Source organism: Rhizobium sp. TH2 (genome assembly GCF_024707525.1).
Classification (GTDB): Bacteria; Pseudomonadota; Alphaproteobacteria; order Rhizobiales; family Rhizobiaceae; genus Rhizobium_E.
This window is the reverse complement of record NZ_CP062231.1, coordinates 4540264-4565825: the sequence shown is the minus strand read 5'-3', so window position 1 is coordinate 4565825 and position 25562 is coordinate 4540264. Positions and strand designations below refer to the sequence as shown.

Here is a 25562-nt window from a genome sequence, read left to right as displayed (position 1 = left end):
TCCCTAGACCTTGAAGTCTCTCAAACGCTCTTCCAGCAGCCTGATCGTCGGTGCATCGGCATTGGCGAAGGCGAAGCGCAGGTGATTGTTCTGGCCCTCGCCGAAATAGATGCCGGGCAGGCAGACGATGCCTGCCTCGCGGGCGAGTTTCTCTGCCACCACTTCGGATTTAACGCCGGGGAACGGGTGCCTGACATAGGCGAAATAGGCGCCGAGCGCATCCATCTTCCACGCTGGCAGTCGTGACATCACATCCTTCAACGCATCGGCGCGGCCGGAAATCTCAGCACGGTTGGCGCGGCGCCAGTCGGCGAGCGCTGGTATTGCCTTTGCCACGGCCGCCTGGGCGGCACGCGGTGCGCAGATCTGCAGGTTGTCCATGACCTTTGCCACCTGATCGACCATAACGGGACCGGCGGTGATTGCGCCGAGCCTATGGCCGGGAATGCAGTAGGATTTCGAGAAACTGTAGGTCAGCGCCAGCCCATCCTCCCAGCCCGGAATGGACAGGAGATCATGCAATGGCTGGTCGTCCATCAGGAAGTCCCGATAGGTCTCGTCTAGGATCAGCCAGGTGCCGTTCCGGCGGCAGAGTTCGAAGATCTCGCGCAGCAGTACCGAAGAATAGACCGCACCGGTCGGGTTGTTGGGCGTGACCAGCACGAAGGCTTTTACGCCCGGCTTCAGCATAGCCTTCACCGCCGCCATGTCGGGCAGGAACTGGTTCGCCGGGTCGCAGGCTACTGTCGTCACCTTGATGCCGAGCATGGCGAGCGTGGTTTCCTGATTGAAATAGAACGGATTGGTCACCGCAACCGTGTCGCCAGCGCCGGCCACTGCCATGGCGATGCACATGAAAGCCTGGTTGGCGCCCGATGTGATGTGGATGTTTGCAGCCGATATGCCTGCGCCGTATAGGCTTGAGACATGCGCGGCATAGGCCTCGCGCAGTACATCCTCGCCCTCGATCGCGCCATAGCTGGTATAGGCCTTCGACCCTGCGGTCTCTGATAGCCATGCCAGCATCTGGGGATGCGGCGGATAGCCCGGCACCGCTTGGCTGAGATCGATCTTCGGCCCGCGCGAACCGTCATACTGCCGGCCCCATGCCAGCACTGACGGCACCGGCGGCGGCGAGAGCTTTTCGATCAGGGGATTGAAGTCAGCCATGCGGGCGTTCTCTTTTCGGAATTAAGACAGGTCCATCTATGCATCTGGCTTTGGACCATGTTCCGAAGTCCGTCAATCTCTCCCCCAGGCACAATATGAAAACCCTCCCCGCCAGCGGCGGGGAGGGCGGCCCGGATGACCGGGAGGAGAAATATAGTAAGTCATCCGGACCTTTGGGGAACGCGTCCTTGGCCTGGTCGTGTGTCGATCAGGCCGTGGCCGGCCGGCCGTCCGGGCCGAAGCGGTGGACCTTGCCGTCCATCGGGATCACCGAAACCGTGTCGCCGGCGTTGTATTTCGTGGTGCCGTTCTCGCGAACGGTCATCGGCTCGTCGAGGCCCATGTCGACATAGAGGAAGGAATCCGCGCCGAGCTTCTCGGTATGGATGACCTTGCCGCTCCATGTGCCGCCGCCATCGACCACGGTCAGGTGTTCGGGGCGGACGCCGACGGTGGTGCAACTGAACGGATCAGCGTGCTTGCCGGTCAGCAGGTTCATTTTCGGCGAACCGATGAAGCCGGCAACGAACAGCGACTGCGGATGCTCGTAGAGTTCGAGCGGCGATCCGACTTGTTCGATCTTGCCGGCGGAGAGCACCACGATGCGGTCGGCGAGCGTCATGGCCTCGACCTGATCGTGGGTGACGTAGATCATGATCGCATCGTCCATGCTCTCATGCAGCTTGGCGATCTCGATGCGGGTCGCCACACGAAGCGCGGCATCGAGGTTCGAGAGCGGCTCGTCGAACAGGAAGACCTTCGGATTGCGCACGATCGAACGGCCGATGGCGACGCGCTGGCGCTGGCCGCCAGACAATGCCTTGGGCAGACGCTCCAGATAGTTCGTGAGCTGCAGGATATTGGCTGCCGAGCGCACCTTCTTGTCGATCTCGGCCTGCGGTTCCTTGGCGATGCGCATGCCGAAGGCCATGTTGTCATATACCGTCATGTGCGGGTAGAGCGCATAGGACTGGAACACCATGGCGATACCGCGCTTCGAGGGCGGCACGTCGTTGACCAGCACGCCGTCGATATGCATTTCTCCGCCGGAGATATCCTCGAGGCCCGCGATCATGCGCAGAAGCGTCGACTTGCCGCAGCCCGACGGGCCGACGAAGACGATGAACTCGCCCTTCTCGATTTCGAGATCCACGCCATGGATGACGTGCACCGCGCCGTAGGACTTTTTGACGTCCTTCAGAACAACTCCTGACATGCTCATTCCCTCCTCACCGATTTACCTCACGTCCTGCGGGCGAACCATGCGCCCCAGGCCGACAGACTTATGTTCCGTTCATTCTGCTCGGACGGAAAGCCGTGTCCGTCCAGCGCTTCCCAGCCACCCTCGGGCAGTTCCGCCACCACCGAGTGTTCCGACATGTTGAAAATGCAGAGCAATGCTTCATTGCCGTGCATCCGTGTGAAGCTCAGCACTTCGTTGCCGGCGTCGAGAAATTCGATCTCGCCCTTGGCAAAGGCGGGGTGCCGCCTGCGGAATGCGAGGAACTGCCGGTACTGGTTGAGAATGGAAGACGTCTCGACATTCTCCGCGTCCACCGCGAGTTCGAGATGGTTCGCCGGCACCGGCAGCCAGGGCTTGACCAGCGAGAAGCCGCCATTCGGCGCCGCTTTCTCCCACACCATCGGGGTGCGGCATCCGTCGCGGCCTTTGTAGTTGGGCCAGAACTGAATGCCATAGGGGTCCTGCAGGTCCTCGAAGGCGAGGTCCGCCTCGGGAAGGCCGAGTTCCTCGCCCTGGTAGATGCAGACCGAGCCGCGTAGCGTCATCAACAGCGCCGAGAGCAGTTTCGCATAGCCCGCGACATCGTGAACGTTTGAGCCCCAGCGGGAAATGTGCCGCATCACATCGTGATTGGAGAATGCCCAGCAGGCCCAGCCCTCGGGCGCCACAAGCTGGAATTTCTCCTGTGTAGCCTTCACGGAAACCGGGGTGAGCGCGTCGGGCGCCAGGAATTCGAAGGCGTAGCACATATGCACCTTGTCGCCGCCCGACGTATATTCGCCGGCGATTTCGAGGCCGCGCTGGGAATCGCCCACCTCGCCGACGGCGGTGATTGCGGGATATTCATCGAGCACGGCTCGGAAGCGCTTGAGGAATTCGAGGTTCTCCGGCTGGCTCTTGTCGTAGAGATGTTCCTGATGGTTGTACGGGTTCACGGCGGGTGCTGTCTGCGCGTTGCGCAGTTCCGGCGCCAGCGCCGGATTGTGCCGCAGGTGCTTGTCGTGGAAATAGAAGTTGATCGTGTCGAGGCGAAAGCCATCGACGCCCTTCTGCAGCCAGAAGCGGGTGACATCGAGCAGCGCGTCCTGAACTTCCGGATTGTGGAAATTGAGGTCCGGCTGCGACGTCAGGAAGTTGTGCAGGAAATATTGCAGTCGCCGCGTATCCCATTGCCAGGCCGAACCGCCGAAGATCGACAGCCAGTTGGTTGGCGGCGTGCCGTCCGGCGCGGGGTCGGCCCAGACATACCAGTCGGCCTTCGGATTGGTCAGCGACGAGCGGCTCTCGACGAACCAGGGATGCAGGTCCGATGTGTGCGAAAGCACGAGGTCGATCATCACCCTGATATTGAGGCGGTGCGCTTCGGCGATCAGCAGATCGAAATCGTCCAGCGTGCCGAAGATCGGATCGACGTCGCAATAGTCCGAGACGTCGTAGCCGAAATCCTTCATCGGCGAGGTGAAGAAGGGCGATATCCAGATTGCATCCGCCCCCAGCGAGGCGATGTGGGGCAGGCGTGCGGTGATACCCCTGAGATCCCCGATGCCATCGGCATTGGAGTCCTGGTAGCTACGCGGATAGATCTGGTAGATCACCGCACCACGCCACCAATCCTTGTCCGGCATCGGAGAGATCTGGTTTGCCTGATTCATCGCTGTCTGCCCCACATGCTGGTTCACGTCAGCCGCCCTTCACCGAGCCTGCGAGCAGGCCGCGTACGAGGAAGCGCTGCAGCGTGAAGAACACGAGGAGCGGAACCACGATGGTGATGAAGGCCGAGGCGGTGAGGATTTCCCAATTGCCGCCACGCGAGCCGAGCAGGTTCACGAGACGTCCGGTCAACACCAGCTCTTCATTGCCGGCGCCGAGGAACACCATGGCGACGAGCAAGTCGTTCCAGGTCCACAAGAACTGGAAGATCGCGAAGGAAGCAAGCGCCGGGAAGGACAAGGGCAGCACGATCTTGAGGAAGATTTCGAAATCGGTCGCGCCATCGACGCGAGCCGATTCCATGATTTCCCTCGGCAGTCCCGCCATGTAGTTGCGGAGCAGATAGATCGCCAGCGGCAGGCCGAAGCCGGTATGCGCCAGCCATATGCCGAGATAGGTCTTGGACGGCACGCCGAAGATATCGCCGACGCCGTTATATATCTTGAGCAGGGGGATCAGCGACATTTGCAACGGCACGACGAGCAGGCCGACGACCATGGCGATGATCAGGGCGCGGCCGGGAAACTTCATCCAGGCCAGTGCATAGGCGGCAAAGGCCGCGACCAGGATCGGGATAACCGTCGACGGGATCGCCACCGTCAGCGAGTTGATGAAGGACGAGCCGATGCCCTGCGCCGACAGCACTTCCCTATAGTTGTCGAGCGTGAAGCGCGGCGGGATCGAGGCGACGAAGGCGATGCGCTGGCCGCGATTGCCTTCGAGCTTGGTCGGCGACACGATTTCGAACGCGCCGTCGGTCTGGACGGTCAGCGTCGAGCCTTCACGAAGGGTGGTCGACTGGCCGGGCTGGAATTCCGATGGCTTGGTGGGCGTGGTGCCCCAGGCACTGACCTGGCCGCCGCGCGTGCCGAGCACATTGCCCGCGATCACGAACTTGCCGTCCTTTTCGACCTGGGCATCGGAGCCCGGGGCGCGGAAGACGACGTTCTGGGTCGAGGTCGACAGCGCCGTCCACCAGCCCGAACTGGCGAGCTGGTTCTTGTCGCGCAACGACGAGATCAGCAGGCCGGCGGTGGGCAGCGTCCAGAGAACGACGATCAGAAGCACGGAGAGGTGAACCACCCACATGAGGGGAGAGCTTTTGGTCCCGGTCATTAGTGTCCCTCCATCTCTTTGCGTGCGTTGCGGATGTTCCAGATCATGATTGGAATGACGAGGACCATGATGACGATGGCAATCGCGGCACCTCGGCCGAAATCACCGCCGCCGCGGAACATCCAATCGAACATCAGGTTTGCGAGCACCTGGCTTTGCCACTGGCCGTTGGTCATGGCGAGCACGACATCGAAGACCTTGAGGACGAGGATGGTGATCGTGGTCCAGACCACGGCGATCGTGCCCCAGATCTGCGGCACCATGATCTTGAAGAAGATCTGGAAGCCATTGGCGCCGTCGATGACAGCCGCCTCGATCGTTTCCTCGGGAATGCCGCGAAGGGCTGCCGACAGGATGACCATGGCAAAGCCGGTCTGGATCCAGACGAGGATCGCCATCAGGAAGAAGTTGTTCCAGAAGGGAATGGTGATCCAGGCCTGCGGATCGCCGCCGAAATAGACCACGAGCGCGTTCAATATGCCGATCTGGGCCGTGGCGGCGTCTCGGTAATCATAGACGAATTTCCAGATGACGGCCGCGCCGACAAAAGAGATCGCCATCGGCATGAAGATCAGCGATTTGGCGATATTGCCCCACCAGATGCGGTCGGTCAGCACGGCGATGAGCAGGCCGAAGAAGGTGGCGGCCGCGGGCACGACGAGCAGCCACATCAGGTTGTTCAGGATCGATTCCCGGAACTGGGCGTCGCCGAACATCCATATATAGTTCGAAAGCCCCACGAAGCTGGTGCCAGACCGGTCGCTGAACGACAGGCGAATGGAATCGAAGACCGGGTAAACGAGGTAGAGGACGAGCGCGATGAGCGCCGGGCCGAGGAAGAGCCACGGGCGGATCATGGATGCCCGGCGTATGTTGCGCCCCGCTTTGGCGGCATCGCTGCCGTTTGATGGAAAAATCATGTCCAGAATAAAGTTGCTGCCGAAGAAATAGATGGCGCAACCAATGACCCCGGCCACCATTGTGAAAATGGCGTACAGAAGCTGCTGCATCGCTGGTTCCCTCCCCTGATCCAACCGCCACCAAATGGCGGACCTCGTCCCTCGCCGGTACCCGACCGTCTCCCCTGGAGGATACGAGGCGCCGTCGCTCATGATCATGCGAATACAAGAAAAGTCTAAAACGCGTCTTTTGTCGACACACTTTCAGACGGTTGCCGTCGACGTTGGCGAAAGTCCTGGTTGGCCCAGGCCCCAGATCATCGCAGGCTCAGAGGCGGCGGGGCCGCGAGGCCCCGCCGAAGCGTGATTACTTGATGGCGTCCCAGGCCTTCTGGATGCCTGTCGCAACATCTTCGGCTGACTTGCCGCCGACATAGTCGATCATGCCGGTCCAGAAGGCACCCGCGCCGATCTTGCCCGGCATCAGGTCCGAACCGTCGAAGCGAAATGTCGTCGCGTTGGTCAGGATCTCGCCCATCTTCTTGGAAGGCGCGTCGGAATAGGCATCCGGATTGACCTTCTTGAAGGGAGTCAGGAAGCCGGTTTTCGCCATCCAGACTTCGTGGGCGATCGGGGTTTCCAGCCATTCCACGAAAGCGCGGGCGGCGGGCGTATCCTTGGTGATCGCGACCAGCGTACCGGCGCCGAGAACCGGATTGCCGAGTTCAGGCTTGGAAGCATAGGGCGGCAGGTAGAAGAAGTCGGCGTCCTGGCCGAGCTTCACGCCATCACCGAAGAAGGACGGGATGAACGAGGCCTGGCGGTGCATGAAGCACTTCGGCGGCGAGGTGAACATGCCCTTCGGGCTGTCGCGGAAGTCGGTGGAGGAAACAGCCTGCACGCCGCCATCGACGAACTTGTCGTTCTTGGCGAACCAGCCGAATTCCTCGATCGCGCCGACAACGGCCGGATCGTTGAACGGAATGGCGTCGGTCACCCATTTGTCATAGACTTCAGGTGCCTGCGTACGAAGCATCATGTCCTCGACCCAGTCGGTCGCCGGCCAGCCGGTCGCGCCGCCCGAACCGAGACCGATGCACCAGGGCTTGCCACCGTCGGCCGAGATCTTCTCGGTCAGCGCCTTGAGCTCTTCCATGGTCTTGGGCACTGTGTAGCCCGCATCCTCGAAATTGTCGGGCGAGTACCAGACGAGCGACTTCAGGTCGGCCTTATAGGGGAAGGCGAAGAACTTTTCTGCGCCGTCCTTGTCCTTGTAGGTGCCGAGCTTGACCCAGCTGTCGCCGGCGGCATAATTTTCCTTCATCCAGTCGGCATGCTTCTGGCCGAGATCGACGAGGAAGCCTTTGGATGCGAGGTCGTTGAGCAGGCCCGGCTGCGGCAGGACAGCGATGTCGGGCGGGCTGCCGGCCTGGGTGTCGATGACGATCTGCTGTTCGTAATTTTCGGACGAGGAATATTTGACGTTGATGCCGGTCGCTTCCTGGAAGTAGGCAAGCATCTTGAGCACCAGCGTCTCGTCGTCGCCGCGCCAGGGGCCGAAGATCGTCAGCGTCTGACCCTTGAGGTCGGAATGGCTGTTCTTGTATTCGTCAAAGCTTGCCCAGTTGAAGCGCTTGTCTTCGCCGGGCTTGAACTCGAGGTCTGCGGCACTGGCTGCGCCCGCGAGGAGCGCGAGGGCCGCGACGCCCATCATAAAGGTCTTCTTCATCCGGTAATCCTCCCTTGGATTTGAATATGCGTAAACGGGCCGCCCCTGCCGGCGCGACCGTTTCCTAAAAAGCGTTGTTCGAGGCTGGAGCTTTCAGTTTCGTCCTCCCCGATTTGAAAGCGCTTTAAAAACATAAAACGATTTTGTCGCGAAAATGTCAAGCCTCCCGTTGTGTTTTTTATTGGCGGCTTGAAGACAGGCGGCATTCATTGGAATTCGTTGAAAAGCAGCAGAAATGTAATAAATTCATGCACGCTAGTTCGTATAAATGTGGCTTGCCTTCGCCTAGAATAGAGCCCGGCGGAAAAAAGAATTGATGGCGCTTTCAAATTTTTCCGATTTCAACTATCCTACAATCTGAGTGCGGATCGAAATAGCCGGGGAGGAGACCGGTGTTTCCCGAGGAATCCGCAGGGAGACGGTATGTTCCGATGAATTTGAAAGAGTTCGCCAAAACCATCGGCATGAGCCAGACCACGGTGAGCCGTGCGCTTTCGGGTTACCCCGAGGTCAAGTCCGAAACACGCCAGCGGATCCTGAAACTCGCCCAGGAACATGGCTATCATCCGAACCGGTCGGCTGCCGGTCTTGCCACGGGGCGCGCGGGCGCCGTCGGCATCGTGCTGCGTGAAGGCAAGAGCTTCGACCCGAACACCACGGAATTCCTCGCCGGCCTCGGCAGCCGGCTCGAAAGCCGCCAGATCGACATCATGATCGCGGTGGTGGAGGATCGGGAAGCCGAGCTTGCCGCCTATCAGCGCCTGGCTGGCTCCAAGCGAGTCGATGCGGTGATCGTCCATACGCCCGTCATCGACGACGAGCGGATGGACTTTCTCAAGAAGCTCAATATGCCCTTCGTGGTGCATGGGCGGGGTGAGGATGATGGCGGATATCCCTGGCTCGATATCGACAACTACGATGCCGTCTATCGGGCTACGTCCTATCTCTCCGATCTCGGCCACAAGCGGATCGCCATGATCAACGGCAACAACGGCGATGTGTTTGCCGAGCATCGCGACCAAGGTTATCGCAAGGCGCTCAAGGAGCATGGGTTGCCGCTCAGGACGGAACTGATCACCTTCGGCCAGTTCACCGACGATTTCGGCTATCGCTCGATGCAGGATTTCCTCAGCCAGAGGGAGCCGCCCACGGCGGTGCTGGCGGGCTCGATGATGACGGCGCTCGGGGTCATGCGCGCGGTGCGCTCCGGGGGCTTGATGCTCGGCAAGGATATTTCGCTGATCGCGCATGACGACGTGTTCAATTACATCAATGCCGACAACATGGTTCCGACCGTCTCGACCACGCGTTCCTCCATGCGCGATGCCGGCGTCCGGATCGGCGATATCCTGCTGCAACTGCTCGCGGGCAGGGACCTGACCAACCATGCCGAGGTCTGGCCGGTTGAATTGGTGCTCCGGCAGTCAACCGCTCCGCCGCCGCACGATCACTGAGCTCAGACAGAAGCCGTGATGCCGCCATCGACATAGAGCATGTGGCCATTGACGAAGGACGACGCGTTGCTCGCCAGGAACACGGCGGCGCCAACCAATTCCTCCGCCTCGCCCCAGCGGGCGGCGGGCGTGCGCTTTCTCAGCCAGTCGGAAAATTCCTCGCTATCGACCAGCGCCTGGTTGAGCGGCGTCTTGAAATAGCCGGGTCCGATGCCGTTGACCTGCAATCCGTGCTTCGCCCAATCCGTGCACATGCCGCGCGTCAGGTTCTTCACCGCGCCCTTGGTCATCGTATAGGGCGCGATGGAGGGGCGGGCGAGTTCGCTCTGCACCGAACCGATATTGATGATCTTGCCGCGCCCACGCGGGATCATGCGGCGGGCGACCGACTGGCTGACATGGAAGATGCTGGAAATGTTGGTCCGGATTAGCTCGTCCCATTTATCGATCGGAAAGTCCTCGAGCGGCGCGCGATGCTGCATGCCGGCATTGTTGATGAGGATATCGATCGGGCCGACATGGGTCTCGATGCTTTCGATGCCATTGTCGATCTGGCGGCGGTCCGTAACATCGAACAGCGAGCCGCGCATTGCGATACCCATGCGCTGCATTGTCTCGATGACCTTGGCAAGGCGGTTCGGATTGCGGCCATTGATGATAACAGTGGCGCCGTGTACCGCGAGCCCCTCGGCCATCGCCAACCCAAGGCCCTGGGTCGATCCGGTCACCAGCGCGATACGCCCGGTCAAGTCGAACAGTTTCGAGGTCATGTCATGTCTCCGTTCACGGCCAGTCGTAATAGCTTGAAGACAGCGCGATGGTCGAGGCGCTTGTCGCGTTCGCGGCCATCGAGCGGTACCGGGTCGGCGAAACGCCGGTCTTGCGCTTGAAGAAATGGCTGAAATTGGCGGGATCGCGAAAACCCAGCCCGTCGGAGATTTCCCGCACGCTGCGGGCCGATCGTTCCAATCGCGGCTTGGCCTCCGGCACCATCCGGTCATGTACCAGCTCGATCGGCGAGCGCGACAGCGCCCGCTGGCAGATGGCGTGCAGGCGATCGGTGCTGATGCCGAGTTCGGTGGCATAGTCGCGGATATTGCGGTGGCGGCGGAAGCTGACCTCCACCGATTGTCGGAACCGCTGGAGGATAGGTCCGGCACCGGCGCGGGGTTCGTCCTGCTGATCCGTTCCCGCCAACCGCCACGCCGCCATCATTGACATAGGCGGCAAGGATCCGCACCAGCACTACCCATTCTGGGCCTCAATTGACTTTCAGAGGTTGCCGAAATATACGAGCGGCAGGGATGGGACCCCTGCCGCCCGCAGTCGCAAGACACGGTGAAGTTCCTGTTTTTGGACATTCCGTTGTTGAAGCGTCCTTTGCCCGTCTTCGACGGGCGGCGCTTCAATGTCTGATTTCTCTTTGAGGCATTTGGCCTTGGCAATGCGGGCACCCAGATAGCCGCATATGCCTGAAAAAGAGGACAGTCATGGAATCATCTCCCAAACTCCCCTCGCTTGACGTCCTGAAGGATCAGGCCAAGCGATTGCGCGATACCCTTGTCCGCCAGGGCACGGTGGTCAACCATTCCAAGGCGCTCGAACTGATCGCGGGCCAATACGGCTTCCGCGACTGGAACACGCTGATGGGTGCGATCGGCAACCGGCCGCCGGTGCGGACCTATTCGATCGGCGAGCAGGTGATCGGCCACTATCTCGGCCAGATATTCACCGGCACGATCATTGCGGTCCAGACACTCACCAATGCGCATGGCCGCTATCGCGTGACCTTCGATTTCGACGAACCGGTCGATGTCATCACCTTCGAAAGCTGGTCGGCTTTTCGCACGCGGGTGACCTGTACGCTCGACGAGGCAGGCCGCACGGTGGAAAAGACCTCCAACGGCCAGCCGCACATGGTGCTGCAATAAGAAAGCCCCTCTTCGCGTGAAGAGGGGCTGGCAACATCTCTCAATGAGAAACGCGACTATTCAGTTCGCGTTGCTCTTGGGCTTTTTCTTCTTCTTTAGTCCGTCGGCTGGGCCAGCAAAAGCAGGCTTGGAGGGCTTGGCCCAATCCTTTCCGGGACGATCCGACGGAGGCCGGTCGGCGAAGGGGCGCTCCTGGAACGGGCGCTCCGCGCCAGCAAAATCTGGCTTGCGGCCGAACTTCTTCTTGGTGTTGGTGGCGCCGAATTCCTCGGCGACGGAGTTGGACTTCTTGGCGTAGGCGGGCTTTTCACGTGCCGGCCGTTCGGCTGAGGGTGTGCGGTCCTCGTATGGCTTGCGTTCGCCTTCGAATTTGCGTTCGCCGCCATGCTTGCGCTCGGCGAAGCTCTTCTTCGGCGCGCCTGACGGCTTGGAGACATCCGGCTGGCCGTCGATCACGCTGATGCGGATGCCGCGCTCGAGCGTCTTGTTGGGTCCGACATTGTGCAGGAAGCCTTCAAGCGCATCTTGCGACAGCTGCACATAGGTCTCGTCCTGGTGCATCTTGATCGCGCCGATATCGCGCTTGGTCATGTTGCCGGCGCGGCAGAGCAGCGGGATCAGCCAGCGCGGCTCGGCATTCTGCTTGCGGCCGACCGAAAGCGACAGCCAGGTCGAAGGACCGAAATCCTCGCGGCGCGGGCGCGGCGAGTCATCGATCGGGAATTCGCGGCCTGCGCGGGCGGGCCGCGCATCCTGCACCGGGCCGATATCGATCAGTTCTTCCGGGGCGGAGCGGCCCGAGCGATAGAGCCGCACGAAAGCCGCGGCGACCTGTTCGGCGCCATGCTTGGCGATCAGGTTGTCGACGAAATCGCGCTCTTCTTCCTTCACCGTCTCGCTGAACAGCTCATCATTGAGCAGGCGCTCTTCATCGCGGCTGTTGACTTCGTCAGCCGATGGCGGGGCTGCCCATTGGACCTTCAACTGCGCCATCTGCAACAGGCGCTCGGCCTTGCGGCGGGCATTGCCCGGCACGATCAGCGCGGACACGCCCTTGCGGCCGGCGCGACCCGTGCGGCCTGAACGGTGGAGGAGCGTGTCGGGGTTGGTCGGCAGGTCGGCATGGATGACGAGTTCGAGGTTGGGCAGGTCGATGCCGCGCGCGGCAACGTCGGTGGCGATGCAGACACGGGCGCGGCCATCGCGCATCGCCTGCAGCGCATGGGTCCGCTCGTTCTGCGAAAGCTCGCCGGAGAGTGCGACGACCGTGAAGCCGCGATTGTGCAGGCGGGATGTGAGATGGTTCACCGCCGCGCGGGTGTTGCAGAAGATGATCGCGTTCGGCGCCTCATAGAAGCGCAGAACGTTGACGATCGCATTGTCACGGTCCGATGCGGCGACCGGCAGCGCGCGATATTCGATATCGATATGCTGCTTCTGTTCCGATTGCGTGGCGAGGCGCACGGCGTTGCGCTGATAGTTCTGCGCCAGCGTCGCGATCGACTTCGGCACCGTCGCCGAAAACATCAGCGTGCGACGCTCCTTGGGCGATGCATCAAGGATGAATTCGAGGTCTTCGCGGAAGCCCAGGTCGAGCATCTCGTCGGCCTCGTCGAGCACGACGGCGCGGATTTCCGTGAGATTGAGCGAATTGCGCATGATGTGGTCTTTCAGGCGCCCAGGCGTACCGACCACGATGTGGGCGCCGCGATCAAGTGCACGGCGTTCGTCGCGCATATCCATGCCACCGACGCAGGTTGCGATCGAGGCGCCGGCTTCTTGATAGAGCCAGGTCAATTCGCGGGCGACCTGCAATGCCAGTTCGCGGGTGGGCGCGATGACGAGCGCCAGCGGTGCATTCGAACGGCCGAGACGCGGCGCGCCATCGAGCAGCGTGGGTGCGATAGCGAGGCCGAAGGCGACCGTCTTGCCCGAGCCGGTCTGGGCCGAAACCAGCGCATCGGCGCCGCTCAGTTCGGGCCCGAGCACCGCCTTCTGGACCGGAGTGAGGTCGGTGTAGCCGCGCTTGGCCAAAGCAACGCCAAGCGGCGGCTCGATGCCTTCAAAATCGTTCATGTCTCGTCTTTCGGATGTCTCGCCCAGACATGGCAATACCAGACGCGGGCGGAATGAGCGGCGCTTGCGCCCGCAATGTGGCGCCTACATAGGCTGCATTCGTCACATTGTACAGTGCGCTGGCGACATAGCTTGATTGCACGGCACGCGCGCGGCGAAACCCTGAGGCTAGAAGCGTGATTCGTTATCCTTGGCGAGGCGCTCGATCGCATCGGAATCCGGCACATACTTCCCGGCTGCGGTATCCCAGATATAGGTCACCTTGATCTCCTTCTTGCCCAGTTGGGCGGGCGCGAGATCGGCACAGACCTCCTCGATCGCCGAGGTTGTGTCGTTCACGGTAACCTTGATCGGCGCATAGGGCTTGCCTTGCGAGGGATTGGCTGCATAGGCGATGGTCTGCTGACGATCGACGCCGCAATTGCGCTCGCCGAACAGCATCGCGGTGTCGATCAGTTCGAGCTTGTCGTTGCGCACCATGATCATCGATTGCGTGACATAGGCCTGGCTCGAATTGAAATGCGAGCTCATGGTCAGGATCACATCCGAGCCCTCGGCGACCGGCATCAGCGCCTGATCGAAGAAATAGGTGCTCTGGTCGAAACCGATATCGGCGGCATCGAGAAGTACGGGTTGGTGACTGATATCGTAAAGCGCCAGCACCGCGACCCCTTGCGCGGTCTGCGCCGCCTGCGCGAAATCGAAAAGCACCAGCAGGCGATCCTTGCCGTCGGCCTTCATCATGACGCGGGCGATATCGTAGAAGCCGAAGGAGGCGGCGTCCTCGTTCTCGTAGCCCGGCCCGGCAATGTGCCTGATCTTGATCCGCTTCGTGCCGGCATAGCCGTTGCCGGTGTTCTTGATATCAGGCACGAAATGGCGGGCGAGATCGAGATAGGTCGTGACGCCATGGACGGATACGGCGTTGTCGGGGGCAGGGAATTCGACATCGGCGGCCAGCGCTGGCGCCCCTGCCCAGGCGAGGAAAACCACAAGAACGACAAGTATGCGCTTGAACGATGCCCGCATGCCCCACTCCAAGATGTCTAGGGCTAGAATAGATAAGCGGCGCGGCATCGCAACCGTAAAATAGATTCCGGTTGACATTATCGTTCATGAAATGTTCTTATTGACGTGCTATCTGACATCGACCAGGCAAAAGGGAGAAGACAATGGCACACGGAACATTCGGCTGGAATGAACTCATGACGTCCAACATCGAGGCGTCCAAGGATTTCTACAAGCGTGTGGCGGGCTGGACTTACCAGGATATGCCGATGGGGGATATGGGACCCTATACGCTGGCTTTCGTCGCCGGCAACCCGGTGCCCGTCGCGGGTCTCATGCCCTGGCCGGAAAGCCAGCCGGGCAGCAATGACTGGTTCGCCTATATCAATGTCGATAGTATGGATGCGGCGACCGAGGCTGCGACTGGAGCCGGCGGCACGGTGGTTCGCGAAAAATTCTTCATTGAAAACACTGGCTGGATCGCGATCGTCAAGGATTCGGCCAACACCATGATCGGCTTTCTCGAGCCGGCACCCATGTGACGGTTGAGTGCGCTTCTTCGGCGGATGTCTTGTTGACATTCGCCGATGTCGCGGAAGGCCGCTGGGCTTAGTTCAGCAGCGTCATACCGATATATCGACCACGCCGCAATCGCCGGCTTCGGAGGCGAAGGCGAGCAGTTTGCCGTTATTCGACCAGGCCATGGAGGTGATCGCGCCCTTGCCGGGACGGCGCAGCAGCGCTTCCTTCTGGTCGGCGATGCGGACGCCGAGGATCATGCCGTCGATGAAGCCGATGGCGAGAACGTCTTCGGTGTGGTGAAACTCGACCGCCGTCACGAGAATATTCGCACGGGTTCCGAGTTCGAGCGGCGCCTTGCCCATCGGTCCGTCCTTGGCGGCAAAGGGCCAGACGATCGCAGCCGGCGCGCCGGAGGAGGCGAGCCATTTGCCCTTCGGCGCCCAGGACACGGACTTGATCTTGGCGGGATAGCCGGTCATCCGCATGTGGCGGGTTTCCTCGCCGGGTTTGCTGTCGAGCTTCCAGCCATGCAGCGCGTTTTCCTGCATCGATGTAACAAGGAACCGGCCATCGGGCGAGAAGGTCACGCCGTTATGCGCGCCCTTCCACTCCAGGTCGACGGGTGCGCCGTTGGTGCCGGCCCAGTGCAGGGTGACACCGTTATAGCGGGCAGCGGCGATCCTCAGACCTTTTGGTGCGAAGGCAACGCCTTCAACCGAGCGCTGTTCAATGAAATCTCGGCTCTTGCCATCGGAGGTGACGACCGTCGCCGTCTTGCCGGTGGCATAGCCGACCGCGCCGGAGGGGCCGGGTGCAACGGAAGTGATCCATTTGCGCGGCACTTCAGCGATCATTTTCACGCAGCCATCGGCGGACAGGCGCAGAACCTTGCCGTCTTCTCCGCCTGAAATGATGGAATTGGTCACGGCATCCGTCACGCTGGCCAGCATGCCGTGATGCGCCTCGGTGACCTGGTGGCCCATGTCAAGGCGGTGGAAAGTGCCTGACGAGGAGGCGAAGAACGGCACATCACCGAGAAAATGCGCACCCAGGACATGGCCTTCGAGATCGAGAGGGGCAACGGTGGGCATTCATTCTTCTCCAAATGGTCTTGGGTGCTTCGGCCGGCTTCCGTCCATTGCGAGCCGGCCGCCTTTTGTCAAGGCGGCCGTCACAACCGGTCCAAGGAATGTCAGCGCTGGCTACGCACCGGCAGCGGGGAGGTGCCTTAGGCCGCGCAGGCCATGAAGCTTTCCTCGATCTTCTTGCGGTCGAGATCGCGGCCGATGAAGACGAGCTTGCTCTCGCGCTTCTCGCCATCCTTCCAGGCGCGCTGATGGTTGCCCTCGATGATCATGTGGACGCCCTGCACCACATAGCGCTCGTCGTCCTGATCGAAGGCGATGATGCCCTTGAGGCGCAGGATGTTGGGGCCCTGCACCTGGGTGATTTTCTCGATCCAGGGGAAGAATTTCTTCGGGTTCATCTCGCCGCCGCGCAGCGAGATCGATTGCACGGTCACGTCATGGATGGCGGATGGCGCCGCATGGTCGTGATGATGATCATGCCCATGATGGTCGTGATCGTGGCCATGATGGTCGTGATCATGATCGTGGTCGCAATCGGGGCCGCAGACATGGTCTTCATGGCCGTGCTCGAGAAATTGCGGATCGTTTTCCAGCGCGCGCTCCAGATCGAATGCGCCGAGATCGAGGATCTTCTTGAGGTCCACGTTCGAGCGTTCAGTGTGATAGATGCGAGCCGAGGGATTGATGACCTTGATAATCTGCTCGATCTTGCTGAGCTCTTGCGGCGTCACGAGATCGGTCTTGTTGAGCAATACGACATCCGCAAACGCCAATTGGTCCTCGGCCTCGCGAGAATCCTTGAGGCGCAGCGGCAAATGCTTTGCATCGACAAGCGCGATAACGGCGTCGAGTTGCGTCTTGGCACGCACATCGTCGTCCATGAAGAAAGTCTGGGCGACCGGTACCGGGTCGGCAAGGCCCGTTGTCTCGACGATGATCGCATCGAAGCGACCCGGGCGACGCATCAGGCCCTCGACGACGCGGATCAGGTCTCCGCGCACGGTGCAGCAGATGCAGCCATTGTTCATCTCGTAGATTTCTTCGTCGGATTCGACGATCAGGTCGTTATCGATGCCGATCTCGCCGAATTCGTTGACGATGACAGCATATTTCTTGCCGTGGTTTTCGGTCAGGATGCGGTTGAGCAGCGTCGTCTTGCCAGCACCGAGATAGCCGGTGAGCACGGTGACGGGAATGGGCTTTGCAGTGGCAGCTTCGGTCATGATCGCCTCGGGGGACTGATGCGGGAAACGGGAATTGGATTGTTATATAGGAGACGTTTGCCCGCCGCGCAAATGGATGCTCGGTGCAGTTTTTAGCGAAACGACGAAACCTCGAAGCGGTCCACGTCCTCAACGAGTTCCACCAGACCCCTCACAGCATGTGCCAACAGCGCCTCACCTTTTTCAGCTGTGGCGTTGGCGGCATTTCCCGCCGCGCCATCGGCGTTGAGGTCGCGCATTGTCCAGCCGAACGCATGCGGGCCATAGGCGCGGAGATGATGGAATTCCCTCGCATAGGTAGATTGCGCCGAGGGGAAACCCTGTGCCTTCCCCATATCCACCTTGTCGGGCGCTATGGCCAACATGACGGAAGTCTCGATATCGCCGCCATGGATGTCTAGGGCCTTGGCCTCTGGCGAGATCACACCTTCCGGCACGCCGAAGCGAGTCCAGCTCGTCGCGACGCAGAGTATGTTGAAGCGGATGCGGGCCTCGGTGGCGACGATGGTCATCAGGGGCGAATTGCCGCCATGGGCATTGAGCAAGACGAGTTTCATGATGCCGCGGCTTGCGAGATCGCCTGCCGTTGCCAGCCACTTCTCGATCGCCTCCCCATAGGCCAGTGATTTCGTGCCGGCCCGGTCGAGATGTTCCGGCGAATAGCCGACCGGCTCGGCATCGAGGAAGATCACGTCGAGGTTGTCGGGCAGGGCGTTTCGAAGCCGGTCGGCGACGGCTTTGGCGATGATTGTGTCCGTGTCCAGCGGCAGGTGAGGGCCGTGATATTCGTGTGCGCCGAGTGGCAATATCGCTATGGTACGGTTGCCTTTTGTACCCCTGCCGCCGGTCATTTTCGCGTGCTGCCTCTTGCCATTGCCTTCGGCCTTACGTCATACATTCAAAGAATTTAAATTCAAAGCCGGGGCGGGGATGTCGAAGAAGGACAAGGAGCGGAAACGCGACAAGGGCGAGAAGGAGAGCGCTCCCCGCCTTGCCGGCGCGTTGCAGTCGGATATCACGCGCGCCTCCCGCCACATGCGCACATTTCTCACCAACGCATTGTCCACCAGCGGCGTCTATGCCGGACAGGATGGCGTTATCCTGGCACTGGCCGAGACCGACGGGCTGACGGCCGGCGCGATCGCCGAACGGCTGGGCGTCAAGCCGCCGACCATGACGCGGACCCTCGCGCGCATGGAGGCCCAGGGGTTCCTCAAGCGTGAACCCGACAGTGTGGATGGCCGGCAAATGCGCGCCGTGCTCACCGATGCGGGCCGCAGACACGTCCATGCGATCGAACTCGCGGTCAAGGCGACGGAGAATTTCGCCGTCGATGGCCTTAGCGACAAGGAGGTCAGGCAGTTCCTGAAGGTTCTGCGCAAGATCAACCGCAATCTCGGGGTGGTGGAGCCCGAAGAGGATGGTTTCGGTGAATAATGGGTGCAGCCGGCGCGAGGATTGTTGCAGTGGGCCGATAATGTGCTAACTCAATCGATTTAGGAGGATTGTCGGGCGGCCTTGAAGGGTCGGCCGGCAAGCGAATGGGAGGCCAGATGGCCCAGAAGATCAAACTGTCCACGATTGCTGAAACACTGGGCGTCTCCACGGCGACCGTTTCGCTCGCGCTGAGGGACAGTCCGCTGGTGGCCGCGGCGACCCGCGACAAGATCAAGGACCAGGCCCGCGCCCTGGGCTATATCTATAACCGCCGTGCGGCCAGCCTTCGCACCTCCCGTTCCGGCATTATCGGCGTCGTTGTTCACGACATCATGAACCCGTTCTACGGCGAAATCCTCAAGGCCATCGAAAGCGAGCTCGACCGCAGCCAGCACACGTTCATTCTCTCCAATCACTACGATTCCGTCGAAAAGCAGCGTAATTTCCTTGAGACCATGCTGCAGCTCGGCGGCGATGGCATCATCATCTCCCCGGCAATCGGCACGCCGCCGGAAGACATCGAGCTTGCCGAGGAAAACGGCATGCCGCTGATCCTCGTCGCGCGCACGATCGAGGGTGTCAACCTGCCGGCCTATCGCGGCGATGACAGCTACGGCATTTCGCTGGCCACCAACCATTTGATCTCGCTCGGCCACAAGGTGATCGCCATGATCGGCGGCACCGACCAGACATCGACCGGCCGCGACCGCTACCAGGGCTATGTCAACGCGCTGCAGAAGGCAGGCATGACGGTGCTGCCGGAACTGCGCATTCCTGGGCCGCGCACCCGCGAGGGCGGCTTCGAGGCCGCGGTGCATTTCCTGTCGCTGCCACAGCAGCCGACGGCCGCCGTCTGCTGGAACGATCTCGTGGCGATCGGCCTGATGAACGGCATCGCGCGTGCCGGACTGACTGCCGGCGTTGATATTGCCGTGACCGGATATGACGACCTCGAAGAGGCCGCGATCGCCACGCCGGCGCTGACCACCGTCTGGAACGGCCAGTCGGAAGTCGGTCGCATGGCGGCGCGCGCGCTGCTCGATCGCCTCGCGGGCAGCCACGAGCCCGACGGCCTCCATCTCATCAAGCCGGAAATGCGTATCCGCCAATCCACCGGCCCCATGAAACCCAGAAAATAGCGGTATCCTGACATGACAACTCTGCTCCTCATCGGCAAAGTCAATCCGCGCGTCCGCGAGCGGCTGACCGGGCCCTTCGAAATCCTCGAACTTCCGAGCGCCAAGGCGGAGGATGTGACATCGGATATGGCTGCCAGGGTGACCGGCACGGCCTCGTTCAACGCGATGCCCGCGTCGCTGATGGATGCGCTGCCGAACCTGAAAATCATCGCCAATTTCGGCGTCGGTTATGATGGTGTCGATGTCAGGCACGCGGCGTCGAAGGGCCTCATCGTCACCAATACGCCCGATGTACTCGACGACGAGGTCGCGGATACGACGATTGGCCTGCTGCTCAACACACTGCGCCAATTCCCGCGCGCCGAAAACTATCTGCGTGAAGGCCGCTGGGTGAAGGAAGGCGCCTTCCCGCTCTCACCGCTGACACTGCGCGATCGTCACATCGGCATGTATGGCATGGGCCGCATCGGCCAGCAGATCGCCAAGCGGCTCGAGGCCTTCGGCGTCCGGATCAGCTACTACACGCGCTCGCCCCGCAAGGACGTGCAATACGATTACTTCCCTTCGCTCAAGGAATTGGCAACGGCGGTCGATACACTGGTCTGCATCGTGCCGAAGACGCCTGAAACCCGGCAGACCATCAACAGCGAGATCCTGGCGGCGCTTGGCAGCAATGGCGTGCTGATCAATGTCGGTCGCGGCTGGACGGTGCATGAGGGCGATCTGATTGATGCGCTTGAACGGAATGTCATTGCTGGCGCCGGGCTCGATGTGTTCGAGGACGAACCTAACGTGCCGGCGGGCCTGCTGAAGTTCGACAATGTCTCGCTTCTGCCGCATGTCGCATCGGCATCGGTGGCAACCCGCAACGCGATGGCCGATCTCGTCGCGGACAACCTGATCTCGTGGTTCGAACAGGGCAAGCCGGTCACCCCGGTGCCGGAGACGCCGTTCAAGGAAGCTCGATGAATGAGCAATCTGGAGATGTAAGCGGTCGGTAGACAATTCCATTGGACCAATCATGTTGTCATCAGCAACGTGAGTTTGATCCATGACCGAGTGCAGCTGGTTCTGCCGTGAATTCAGGAAAAAGGTCGACGCACCAATTAGCGCTTTAAAGATTACCTCTGATATCCGTTACGAAGGGGAATGGGCCACTTTCAGAGTCGATGCAATCAAAGCAAAGGCGCGCAAGGACTTCTTTTTCGAACTTGAAGAGATATTTGCTGACTTTTTCTGGAAAAGAAACGAGCGCGCTATTCTGCCGGCCGTTTGTCGCAGCAGCCTCCCTTCGGAGGTTGCAGCCAGATGCCAAGTAATGTCACCCGGAAGTTGGGAGCTCGCGAACAAGGCGGAGAAAATTTGGTCGCACGCGGGACTCATTCATATCGATACAGACCAGCTAGTGCTGACGGAGGCTGCCGAGCAGTTTCTTCGAGAAACGCTTATCTCGCCGGGTGAGGCAAGAAAGGACTGGGAGACATGGCTGGGCAAAGGACGTAAGCCCGGCATCTTCCGATCATCCCCGTGCATGCTGTGATTTGTCGCACTCGGCCGTTGGCATTCCGTTAACCCTGCCGCAAGTTTTGCAGTGCATGATTTGAGCCGATCGGGAAATTCCTCCCGACCCCCAAAAGGGAGCGGATCATGGCAATTCGCGTGCTCATTCTTGGTGTCGCGGCAATCGGCGGACCGCTCTGGTGGTTCTCGCCGGCGCATGAAGCCGCCGCGACCGACGCCATCGTCACCGCTTCCGTCCATCGTGGCATCGGGCAGGAGGAGTTTACGGTTTCCAACATGGAGAACCGCACCGCCTGCCTTATCACCAAGGGCATGACCACCACGGCGCGATCGAACACGCTGACGGCGGGCGCCGACTGTGATGCCGTCTGGCCTGGATTGGTTCAGGTCAACAACTGGACCGACAACGGCGATGGCACCGTGGTCCTGACCGACAGCCACGGCGAGCAGGTTCTCTCGCTCGTTGTCGGCGATGGGGTCGATTTCGAGTCGCTTGAACCGTCGAATGCCGTGTTGGCGCTGACAGCCGTCAACTGACGAGGCATGGGCAGTCTTAGTGACCGCCGCCACCAGCAGCTTTCGGCACGGGCTTGGGCTTACTCAGCAACATTGTCATCAACACCAGGCTGGCAAACAGTGTCGTCAGGATCAGGAACACATCCATGAACGACAGGATGTAGGCCTGCTGCTGCACCATTCCCGAGACCTGTTTGAGGGCGATCGAACTGCCGTCCATGCCGAGCCCGTTGAACTTCGCGGTCAGGTTGGCGATCATATCCGTTGCCGCCGGGTTCGCCGGGTTCACATGTTCGGCAAGCTGCGAGTAATGCGTGCTCGTCTGGTGCGTCAGGATCGTGTTGATCAACGCTAGGCCCACCGCGCCGCCGAGATTTCGGGTGAGGTTGAACAGGCCTGAGGCGCCCCTGATCTTGTCGATCGGCAGCGTGCCGAGCGCCACGTTGTTGATCGGTACCATGGCGAGCATCATCGACGAGCCGCGCAGGATCTGCGGGATCAGCAGCTCCCAGAAATCCCAGTCAGCCGTCATGTGGCTCATCATCCACGTGCCGGTGGCAAAGCCAGTGAAACCGATCGCCATCATCGCGCGCGGATCGAGCTTCGCCGACAGGAAGCCGGCTATCGGTGCGGTGAAGAACATGGCGAGGCCCGAGACAAACATCGTCTCGCCGATCATCAGGGAGTCGTATCCCCGGATGCGGCCGAGATAGAGCGGATAGAGATAGGTCAGGCCGTAGAGGCCGATGCCCATGACGAATGAGAACAACGAGCCGAACGAGAAGTTCCGGTTGTTAAAGGCGCGGAGATCGACGATGGGAAAATCCTTCGTCAGCGCCCTGTAGAAGAAAATGACGCCGCCGATGGTCGCGGTCACCGCGCAGATCGTGATGATCTCGTCATCGAACCAGCCCTTGATATTGCCCTCTTCGAGGAAATATTCGAGCGAGCCGAGAAACACCGCCATGGCGGCGAGGCCGATCCAGTCGAACCGCTTCATCAAGCTATGTTCGGGCTTGTCGAAATCGATGAGAAACCAGGTCGCCGTTGCCACCATGACGCCGGGAATGACATTGATCAGGAACAACCAGTGCCAGGAGAAGGCGGCAGTCAGATAGCCGCCAACCGTCGGGCCGATCGTCGGTGCAAGCGTGGCGACCAGGCCGATGATCGGCGAGACGATGGCGCGCTTGGAGGGCGGGAAGATGATGAAGGCCGCGGCGAACACCGACGGGATCATGCCGCCGCCGATAAAGCCCTGGATGGCACGATAGACGATCATCTGGTCGATGTTCGTCGCCGTTGCCGCAAGCGCGCTGGCGGCCGTAAAGCCCGCAGCCGACAGCGAAAACAGGACCCGGGTAGACAGCACCCGGGCGAGCGTGCCCGAAAGGGGAATCATGATGACTTCGGCGATCAGGTAGGAGGTCTGGACCCACGCGACTTCATCATTGCTTGCGGACAAGCCCGCCTGGATATCGGCCAGCGAGGCTGAGACGATCTGGATATCGAGGATCGCCATGAACATGCCGAAGACCATGGCAAAGAAGGCCAGGACTTCGCGTGTCGTGACCTGGCGTTCGCCAGGCATGGCTGAAGGCGCGGACGCGGCCGGCTTGGGCGACACAGGAAACTGATCGACGGTTGTTGTGGCCATTGTGGCCTCCCTTTCACCGTCGTTCAGGCGGTGCAGATATGATGTTTATTCAGCCTTGGCGAGATGCGTCGCGGAGGCGTCACCCGTGCGGCTGTCGATATCGACGACAACCGAGAGGCCAGCCCTGAGATTGCCGGTATCGAGGGCCGCCTTGGGGATGGCGATGCGGACCGGCAGGCGCTGGATGACCTTGGTGAAGTTGCCTGTCGCGTTCTCCGGCGGCAGCAGCGAGAATACCGCACCCGATGCCGGCGAGATCGACTCGACGGTACCGTCGATCACATGGTCATCGATGGCATCGACATGGATCGCCACCTTGGCGCCCGGCTTGATACCTTCGACCTGCGTCTCCTTGAAGTTCGCGTCGATATAGAGCTGCTCAACCGGAACGAGGGCGGCGAGCCGCTGTCCGGGCGAGACAAGATCGCCGTCCTGGACGGCGAGATTGCCGATCACGCCGTCATAAGGCGCCTTGAGCACCGTGAAGGAAAGATCACGCTCAGCCTTGTCGCGGGTCAGCTCGAGCGAACGGATTTGGCTTTCAGCCTCGGCCTTCTGAGCAGATACCACTGATATATTGGCCTGAGCGGTCAGGATCGCCGAGTCGGCACCGGCCAGATTGGCCTTCGCCTGATCCACGGCGATCTTTGCGTTGTCGAGCTCGGCGCGAATGCCGGCCTTCTTCGTCGCCAGGTCCTGCTGGCGGCTGAGCGTGATTTCGGCACCGCGCAGCGTTGCCTGGAGCGCGGTCTGGGAGGCTTCGGCCTGCTTGACAGAAGCCTGTGCGGCCTCGATCTGGGCATCGAAGCGCTTCAGCGCAAGCCTCTGCGTGGCGATCTGGGCCTCGGCCTGTTCGGCTGCAATGCGGTAGTCGCCATTGTCCAGGGTCACGAGGACATCACCGGCCTTCACCTGCTGGTTGGCCACGACATTGACCTTGGCGACGTATCCCATGACCTTCGGCGCGATATTGGTGATGTCACCAGCGATATAGGCGTCATCGGTCGAGATCATGAAGCGGCCGTTGATCCACCATGCGTGCCCGTACCAGGAGCCGGCGCCGATAGCGGCGAGCACCAAGGCTGACAGGACGAGGCGGCGGCCAAGGCTGCTCTTTTTCTTCGGTGCGGCTTGCTGAGCGGCCACGGGTGCTGCGGCGGGCGCTTCCATCCTGATGGGCGTCTCGCTTTCGGCTGCGGCTTCCATGTTTTCATCGACCACGTGAACAGTGGCGGTTTTGCTTGCTGATCTAGCCATATGAAGGATACTCTGCCTGGCAGCGGGTGTTAGTAATCGAACCGAACGGTTCAGTTCGAGTTGACGTAGTCGCTTTGATGGCCCATATCAAGGGGCAATCGAACCGATCGGTTCGAATAATACTAATTTAGGGAAAACATCCACCATGCGCGATATCGGTCTGGTCGCCGAAATCGAAGATGCGAAGAAACTGGACGGGCTTGGCGGCCGCCCTGCAGCAGGTGAAGATCCGGTCAAGCGCGAGCAGATCCTCGATGGCGCGATGCGCGTGTTCATGCGCATGGGCTTCGATGCGTCGAGCATGAACGACATCACGCGAGAAGCGGGTGTCTCGAAGGGCACCCTCTACGTCTACTTCAAGAACAAGGAAGACCTGTTCGCGGCGATCATCCAGCGCAAGAAATCGCTGGTCTTCGAAAAGCTGCGGGAGATTGTCGAGGCTGACAAGCCAGTGGCCGAGACGCTGCACGAATTCGGCGTTACGTTCGGTAGTCATCTGCTATCCGATGATGCCATTCGCGGACAACGCATCGTGATCGGCGTTATCGATCGGATGCCGGAACTTGCCGACAGCTTTTTCAAGTTTGGCCCGAATACCGGACCTGTCCTGCTCGCCAACTATCTTGCGCGGCAAGTCGAACTAGGCCGGCTGAAGCCGATCGACGATCCCATGTACGTGTCGCGCCAGCTTGGGGACCTCTGCATGGCGGGTCTCTACCGTCCACGCCTGTTCGGCGAGATGCAGGAGCCGCCGCCTCGCGAGAAGGTAGAGCGCAATGTCGAATGGGCGGTTCGGCTATTCCTCAATACCTACGGCACCGACAAGGGTTGAAAGCCAGCTTTTCCTTGACGTGCCAAGATGAATA

24 protein-coding genes are annotated in these 25562 nt (G+C 60.8%); 9 read left to right on the top strand and 15 right to left on the bottom strand.

The window, feature by feature from the left end:
* Positions 1–3 precede the first annotated feature (3 nt).
* The 6 genes from IHQ71_RS22395 to IHQ71_RS22370 all read right to left on the bottom strand — a co-directional run bounded on the left by IHQ71_RS22395 (position 4) and on the right by IHQ71_RS22370 (position 7867).
* Positions 4–1170 (bottom strand): aminotransferase, encoded by a 1167-nt coding sequence (locus IHQ71_RS22395; protein WP_258158629.1) that lies wholly within the window; start codon positions 1168–1170, stop codon positions 4–6.
* A 208-nt stretch (positions 1171–1378) separates the two neighbouring features.
* Positions 1379–2386, bottom strand: a complete 1008-nt coding sequence (locus IHQ71_RS22390) for an ABC transporter ATP-binding protein (protein WP_258158628.1) — start codon at positions 2384–2386, stop codon at positions 1379–1381.
* A 26-nt stretch (positions 2387–2412) separates the two neighbouring features.
* On the bottom strand, positions 2413–4065 hold the full coding sequence (locus tag IHQ71_RS22385; protein WP_258158627.1) for an alpha-glucosidase family protein: 1653 nt from the start codon (positions 4063–4065) through the stop codon (positions 2413–2415).
* Between the two features lie 28 nt (positions 4066–4093).
* A complete protein-coding gene (locus IHQ71_RS22380) occupies positions 4094–5239 on the bottom strand; it encodes a carbohydrate ABC transporter permease (RefSeq protein WP_258158626.1) in 1146 nt (381 codons plus the stop codon).
* Complete coding sequence (locus IHQ71_RS22375) at positions 5239–6249, bottom strand: carbohydrate ABC transporter permease (RefSeq protein WP_258158625.1); 1011 nt, start codon at positions 6247–6249, stop codon at positions 5239–5241. Before IHQ71_RS22375 ends, IHQ71_RS22380 begins: the two co-directional genes overlap by 1 nt.
* Positions 6250–6505: 256 nt before the next feature.
* Complete coding sequence (locus IHQ71_RS22370; RefSeq protein WP_258158624.1) at positions 6506–7867, bottom strand: ABC transporter substrate-binding protein; 1362 nt, start codon at positions 7865–7867, stop codon at positions 6506–6508.
* 431 nt (positions 7868–8298) lie between these two features.
* Between IHQ71_RS22370 and IHQ71_RS22365 the strand changes: the two genes are divergently transcribed.
* Complete coding sequence (locus IHQ71_RS22365) at positions 8299–9321, top strand: LacI family DNA-binding transcriptional regulator (RefSeq protein WP_258158623.1); 1023 nt, start codon at positions 8299–8301, stop codon at positions 9319–9321.
* Positions 9322–9323: 2 nt separating this feature from the next.
* Here IHQ71_RS22365 and IHQ71_RS22360 read toward each other — a convergent pair whose 3' ends face one another.
* Together IHQ71_RS22360 and IHQ71_RS22355 are read right to left on the bottom strand one after the other, a co-directional pair.
* Positions 9324–10091, bottom strand: coding sequence for an SDR family oxidoreductase (locus IHQ71_RS22360; RefSeq protein WP_258158622.1), 768 nt, complete (start codon positions 10089–10091; stop codon positions 9324–9326).
* A gap of 13 nt (positions 10092–10104) precedes the next feature.
* The gene (locus tag IHQ71_RS22355; protein WP_258158621.1) at positions 10105–10518 is read right to left on the bottom strand and encodes an AraC family transcriptional regulator; all 414 of its coding nucleotides are present in this window, start codon (positions 10516–10518) and stop codon (positions 10105–10107) included.
* Between the two features lie 293 nt (positions 10519–10811).
* On the opposite strand from IHQ71_RS22355, the gene IHQ71_RS22350 reads away from it, so the two are divergent.
* On the top strand, positions 10812–11252 hold the full coding sequence (locus IHQ71_RS22350; protein ID WP_258158620.1) for a glyoxalase superfamily protein: 441 nt from the start codon (positions 10812–10814) through the stop codon (positions 11250–11252).
* 60 nt (positions 11253–11312) lie between these two features.
* Here the strand turns inward: IHQ71_RS22350 and IHQ71_RS22345 are convergent, their stop codons facing one another.
* The gene (locus tag IHQ71_RS22345) at positions 11313–13328 is read right to left on the bottom strand and encodes a DEAD/DEAH box helicase (protein WP_258158619.1); all 2016 of its coding nucleotides are present in this window, start codon (positions 13326–13328) and stop codon (positions 11313–11315) included.
* A 168-nt stretch (positions 13329–13496) separates the two neighbouring features.
* The gene (locus tag IHQ71_RS22340) at positions 13497–14357 is read right to left on the bottom strand and encodes a hypothetical protein (protein WP_258158618.1); all 861 of its coding nucleotides are present in this window, start codon (positions 14355–14357) and stop codon (positions 13497–13499) included.
* Positions 14358–14500: 143 nt separating this feature from the next.
* Between IHQ71_RS22340 and IHQ71_RS22335 the strand changes: the two genes are divergently transcribed.
* Complete coding sequence (locus tag IHQ71_RS22335) at positions 14501–14878, top strand: VOC family protein (RefSeq protein ID WP_258158617.1); 378 nt, start codon at positions 14501–14503, stop codon at positions 14876–14878.
* 81 nt (positions 14879–14959) lie between these two features.
* On the opposite strand, the gene IHQ71_RS22330 is transcribed toward IHQ71_RS22335, so the two are convergent.
* The 3 genes from IHQ71_RS22330 to IHQ71_RS22320 form a co-directional block, all read right to left on the bottom strand.
* Positions 14960–15949 (bottom strand): WD40 repeat domain-containing protein, encoded by a 990-nt coding sequence (locus IHQ71_RS22330; RefSeq protein ID WP_258158616.1) that lies wholly within the window; start codon positions 15947–15949, stop codon positions 14960–14962.
* A 137-nt stretch (positions 15950–16086) separates the two neighbouring features.
* Entirely contained in the window at positions 16087–17169 is a 1083-nt protein-coding gene (locus tag IHQ71_RS22325; RefSeq protein ID WP_258158615.1) for a GTP-binding protein, read from the bottom strand.
* Positions 17170–17261: 92 nt separating this feature from the next.
* Entirely contained in the window at positions 17262–18020 is a 759-nt protein-coding gene (locus IHQ71_RS22320) for a creatininase family protein (RefSeq protein WP_258158614.1), read from the bottom strand.
* A 79-nt stretch (positions 18021–18099) separates the two neighbouring features.
* Here IHQ71_RS22320 and IHQ71_RS22315 point away from each other — a divergent pair, with 79 nt between their 5' ends.
* From IHQ71_RS22315 to IHQ71_RS22295, 5 genes are all read left to right on the top strand, one after another.
* Positions 18100–18606, top strand: coding sequence for a MarR family winged helix-turn-helix transcriptional regulator (locus IHQ71_RS22315; RefSeq protein WP_258158613.1), 507 nt, complete (start codon positions 18100–18102; stop codon positions 18604–18606).
* A gap of 116 nt (positions 18607–18722) precedes the next feature.
* A complete protein-coding gene (locus IHQ71_RS22310; RefSeq protein WP_258158612.1) occupies positions 18723–19745 on the top strand; it encodes a LacI family DNA-binding transcriptional regulator in 1023 nt (340 codons plus the stop codon).
* Between the two features lie 12 nt (positions 19746–19757).
* Positions 19758–20714, top strand: coding sequence for a 2-hydroxyacid dehydrogenase (locus IHQ71_RS22305; protein ID WP_258158611.1), 957 nt, complete (start codon positions 19758–19760; stop codon positions 20712–20714).
* An 82-nt stretch (positions 20715–20796) separates the two neighbouring features.
* Positions 20797–21285: a hypothetical protein gene (locus IHQ71_RS22300; RefSeq protein WP_258158610.1), complete on the top strand. Its 489-nt coding sequence runs from the start codon at positions 20797–20799 to the stop codon at positions 21283–21285.
* A gap of 107 nt (positions 21286–21392) precedes the next feature.
* Positions 21393–21803, top strand: coding sequence for a hypothetical protein (locus tag IHQ71_RS22295; RefSeq protein WP_258158609.1), 411 nt, complete (start codon positions 21393–21395; stop codon positions 21801–21803).
* A 16-nt stretch (positions 21804–21819) separates the two neighbouring features.
* On the opposite strand, the gene IHQ71_RS22290 is transcribed toward IHQ71_RS22295, so the two are convergent.
* On the bottom strand, positions 21820–23439 hold the full coding sequence (locus IHQ71_RS22290) for a DHA2 family efflux MFS transporter permease subunit (RefSeq protein ID WP_374989904.1): 1620 nt from the start codon (positions 23437–23439) through the stop codon (positions 21820–21822).
* Between the two features lie 45 nt (positions 23440–23484).
* On the bottom strand, positions 23485–24696 hold the full coding sequence (locus tag IHQ71_RS22285; RefSeq protein ID WP_374989903.1) for an HlyD family secretion protein: 1212 nt from the start codon (positions 24694–24696) through the stop codon (positions 23485–23487).
* Between the two features lie 145 nt (positions 24697–24841).
* On the opposite strand from IHQ71_RS22285, the gene IHQ71_RS22280 reads away from it, so the two are divergent.
* Positions 24842–25528 (top strand): TetR/AcrR family transcriptional regulator, encoded by a 687-nt coding sequence (locus IHQ71_RS22280; RefSeq protein WP_258158608.1) that lies wholly within the window; start codon positions 24842–24844, stop codon positions 25526–25528.
* Positions 25529–25562: the final 34 nt, after the last annotated feature.